Source organism: Methylobacterium sp. WL103 (assembly GCF_008039885.1).
GTDB lineage: Bacteria > Pseudomonadota > Alphaproteobacteria > Rhizobiales > Beijerinckiaceae > Methylobacterium > Methylobacterium cerastii.
In genome coordinates this window covers 1-3,033 of record NZ_VRUX01000519.1, presented here as the reverse complement: position 1 = coordinate 3,033, position 3,033 = coordinate 1, and the positions used below count along the sequence as shown (strand labels likewise).

Here is a 3,033-nt window from a genome sequence, read left to right as displayed (position 1 = left end):
CCGGACGGACCGGTCGGGACGCCATGGACGCTGACAGCAACGATTTCGCGCGCCGCGAGGGCGAGGAGGCAATCGCCCTCCCCGAGCAGGCCGTGCCGGCGACGCTGGCGAGCACGAAGGCGACGACCGCGTTCCAGCCCGCGAGCGAGATCCCGAGCACCTTCATCGCCGCGACCGAGCAATCGACCACCCTCGTCGTCTGGAGGGCGTTCAGGAAGTCGCCGACGGCGGCCGGGTTCGCGCCGGTCCCGCCACCGCAATCGGTCGGCCCCGGCCAGAACCCCCATTCCGCGCCGGCATGGTAGGCGCCGAGCCCGGCCCCGTAGAGCAGGCCGGCCGCGGCCAGCCCGAGGGCCAGGCGCGAGAGCCGCTCCGGCAGGAAGAGAGCCAGCAGGCTCAACGGCACGGCGGCATAGTAGGGCAGGCGCTCGGTCAGGCAGAGCTTGCACGGCGCGTAGCCGTAGCCGAACTGCAGCACGAGGGCGGCGCCCACCGTGAGCACGGAGCCGATCAGAAGGCTGAGCGCGGCGCGGCGCAGGCGCAGCAGGGCGGCGTAGCTCATCTAGAGGATCACCTTGAACAGGACGAAGCCGAGGACGATCACCGCGACCGAGATCGCGACGACCGCGTTGAGGTGCCGGTCAAGCACGCCGCGGATCTGGACGCCGTAGCGCCCGAGCAGCCCCGCCAGGATGAAGAAGCGCGCCCCGCGGGTGACGATCGACAGCAGCGTGAACCAGAACAGGCTGTAATGGGCGAAGCCCGAGGTGATGGTCACGAGCTTGTAGGGGATCGGCGTGAGGCCCTTCAGCAGGATCACCCAGTGGCCGTACTCGGCATAGGATTGCTGGAAGGTCGCGGCCTTGTCCTGCAGCCCGTAGAGGCGGATCAGCCAGGTTCCGAGCGAGTCGAACAGCAGCGCGCCGATGGCGTAGCCGACGAGACCCCCGAGCACCGAGCCGACCGTGGCGATCAGCGCGTAGAACCAGACCCGGTCGGGCCGGCTCACCGCCATCGGCACCAGCATCGCATCGGGCGGAACCGGGAAGAACGAGCTTTCGGCGAAGGCCACGGCACCCAGCACGTAGGGCGCCGACGGCTTGCCTGAGAGCGCGAGTATCCACTCGTAGAGGCGGCGGATCATCGGGACCGTCTGCATCCGGTTCGGGGAGAGGGCGCCCTTTGAGCACAGCCGGCCCGAACGCACCAGCGTGCCGGCGCACGCGGCGCGAGCCCGGAAAGGGCTTGGCCCGACCGCGGAACCTGTGCGAAAAGGCTCCCCGTCGCGGGTATGGTGGAACTGGTAGACGCGGGCGACTCAAAATCGCCAGCCGCAAGGCGTGGGGGTTCGATTCCCTCTACCCGCACCAAAAGTGTCATATCCGAAAGCGGCCCCGATGCCTTGCCGGGTGTCAGTCTCCGCTTCTCGATGACAAATTCAGATTTTGAAGTTGGGGCGATGCAGTCTCCCGACGCTCTCAGGAAGCGGTTGGTCGCCGGCCGGTCACTTTCGGCCTGTGTTGCGTTCGTCGTCGCGAGCGAACAGTCTGTACGGCGATGCTGACGGTCGCGGGCTTCGAATGGGATGGGGGCAACTGGCCCAAATGCGGCCGGCACGGCGTTTCGAAGGGTGAGATCGAACACGTCATCGCGTCCGCGCGTTTCGTCGTCGACGATCCGAGCCCGATCGAGAAACGCTTGCGAACGGCCGGCCGGACGGAGGCAGGGCGCTTCGTGTTCGTGGTTTTCACGCTGCGCCAGATAGATGGTCGGACCATGATACGACCGATCAGTTCGCGGTACATGCATGCGAAAGAAGTGAAGAGCTATGAAGACGCCATGGCCCGTGCTGACGACAGATGACGAGGCAGAGCGCTTCGTCGCAGAGGCGGACCTAACCGAATACGATTTTTCGGCGATGGTTCCGGTGCCGTTCGCGTTCGAGACGAAGGCTGCGGCCTTCAACATGCATATCCCGCAACCTCTGCTCGACGCCGTGAAGGCGAAGGCCAAGGCGAAGGGAATCCCCTTCACCCGCTACGTCCGCATGCTGATCGAGCAGGACGTGGGGCGTACCTGACCCTTGGTCCCTTGGGCTATTTGCCTTCGAGGAACCGACGGATCCAGCCTCCGACCCGGTGCCGGTCGTCCGGTGCGTCGAGGGAGACGAGCGCGGCCCGTGCGCGTTCGGGGTCGTCCTGCGCCTCCGAATGGCCGGCGATCAGCGCGCGGGTGTAATCGGGCTCGAATTCCGGGTGGAACTGCACCGAGAGCGCGGCACGGTCCTCATAGGCCAGCATCGCGTAGGGGGTGAAGGCGCTCGCCGCCAGCACCCGGGTGGCGGGCGGAGCCTCGACGACCTGATCCTGGTGGAAGGCCGCCACGGCGATCCGGTCCGCGTCGTCCATGTACGGCGCCCGCTCGGTCACCGCATAGCTGTGGAGCCCGAGCCCGCGGCCCTTCCCGGAGCGGACCGCGCGGCCGCCATAGGCCTCCGCCATGACCTGATGGCCGAAGCAGATGCCGACCAGCGGCTTGCCCGGTGGCAGCGCGCGCAGGAACCCGATCAACGGCGCGATCCAGGGCAGCGGATCGTAGACGCCGGCGGCCGAGCCGGTGACCGCGTAGCCGTCGAAGGCATCCGGGTCTGTTGGTAGCTCGCCGGCGCGCACGTCGAGGATCGTGGCGGCATGCGCCGGGCCGATCATGCGCGCGGTCATCGCGCCGTAGGACGGGAAGCGGGCGAGCCGCGTCGGCGGCGAGCCGGCTTCGAGGATGGCGATGCGCACGGGCTGACCGTTGCTATGGGCGACAGGCTCGGCATCGCGCCGTTCACAGCGCGATGCAACCGCCTCAGGCGGCGCGTGCCCGCCGGAGGACCGCGCGCGGGCCGACGGCGCCCTTCAGGCGGATGTCCATGGCGTTGCCGCGCCAGACGATCGCGCGATGGGTCCAGGCCGCGCACCAGACCAGTGGGATCAGGGCGTCGCGCAGCAGGAAGCCGACGAGCAGCCGCGGCGCGTGGAACCAGCC

At 68.4% G+C, this 3,033-nt stretch carries 4 protein-coding genes, 1 tRNA gene and 2 pseudogenes; 3 read left to right on the top strand and 4 right to left on the bottom strand.

Annotated features, from left to right (window positions below; all coding sequences use genetic code 11):
• Positions 1-88 precede the first annotated feature (88 nt).
• Both FV222_RS21635 and FV222_RS21630 read right to left on the bottom strand, forming a co-directional pair.
• Positions 89-562: pseudogene (locus tag FV222_RS21635) on the bottom strand (disulfide bond formation protein B); the annotation flags it as partial.
• Positions 563-1,144: a YqaA family protein gene (locus FV222_RS21630; protein ID WP_147727379.1), complete on the bottom strand. Its 582-nt coding sequence runs from the start codon at positions 1,142-1,144 to the stop codon at positions 563-565.
• Positions 1,145-1,285: 141 nt separating this feature from the next.
• On the opposite strand from FV222_RS21630, the gene FV222_RS21625 reads away from it, so the two are divergent.
• The 3 genes from FV222_RS21625 to FV222_RS21615 all read left to right on the top strand — a co-directional run bounded on the left by FV222_RS21625 (position 1,286) and on the right by FV222_RS21615 (position 2,080).
• Positions 1,286-1,370, top strand: a tRNA-Leu gene (locus FV222_RS21625).
• 187 nt (positions 1,371-1,557) lie between these two features.
• A complete protein-coding gene (locus FV222_RS21620; protein ID WP_210246516.1) occupies positions 1,558-1,863 on the top strand; it encodes a BrnT family toxin in 306 nt (101 codons plus the stop codon).
• Positions 1,847-2,080, top strand: coding sequence for a CopG family antitoxin (locus FV222_RS21615; RefSeq protein WP_238272545.1), 234 nt, complete (start codon positions 1,847-1,849; stop codon positions 2,078-2,080). Before FV222_RS21620 ends, FV222_RS21615 begins: the two co-directional genes overlap by 17 nt.
• A 16-nt stretch (positions 2,081-2,096) precedes the next feature.
• On the opposite strand, the gene FV222_RS21610 is transcribed toward FV222_RS21615, so the two are convergent.
• Together FV222_RS21610 and FV222_RS29930 are read right to left on the bottom strand one after the other, a co-directional pair.
• Positions 2,097-2,789 (bottom strand): gamma-glutamyl-gamma-aminobutyrate hydrolase family protein, encoded by a 693-nt coding sequence (locus FV222_RS21610; RefSeq protein WP_147815609.1) that lies wholly within the window; start codon positions 2,787-2,789, stop codon positions 2,097-2,099.
• 64 nt (positions 2,790-2,853) lie between these two features.
• A pseudogene (locus FV222_RS29930) lies at positions 2,854-3,033 on the bottom strand (ceramide glucosyltransferase); the annotation flags it as partial.

Excerpts from the sequence above, each read along its gene's own strand:
- FV222_RS21630 (WP_147727379.1), bottom strand. The coding sequence starts at position 1,144 with ATGATCCGCCGCCTCTACGAGTGGATACTCGCGCTCTCAGGCAAGCCG.
- FV222_RS21620 (WP_210246516.1), top strand. The coding sequence starts at position 1,558 with ATGCTGACGGTCGCGGGCTTCGAATGGGATGGGGGCAACTGGCCCAAA.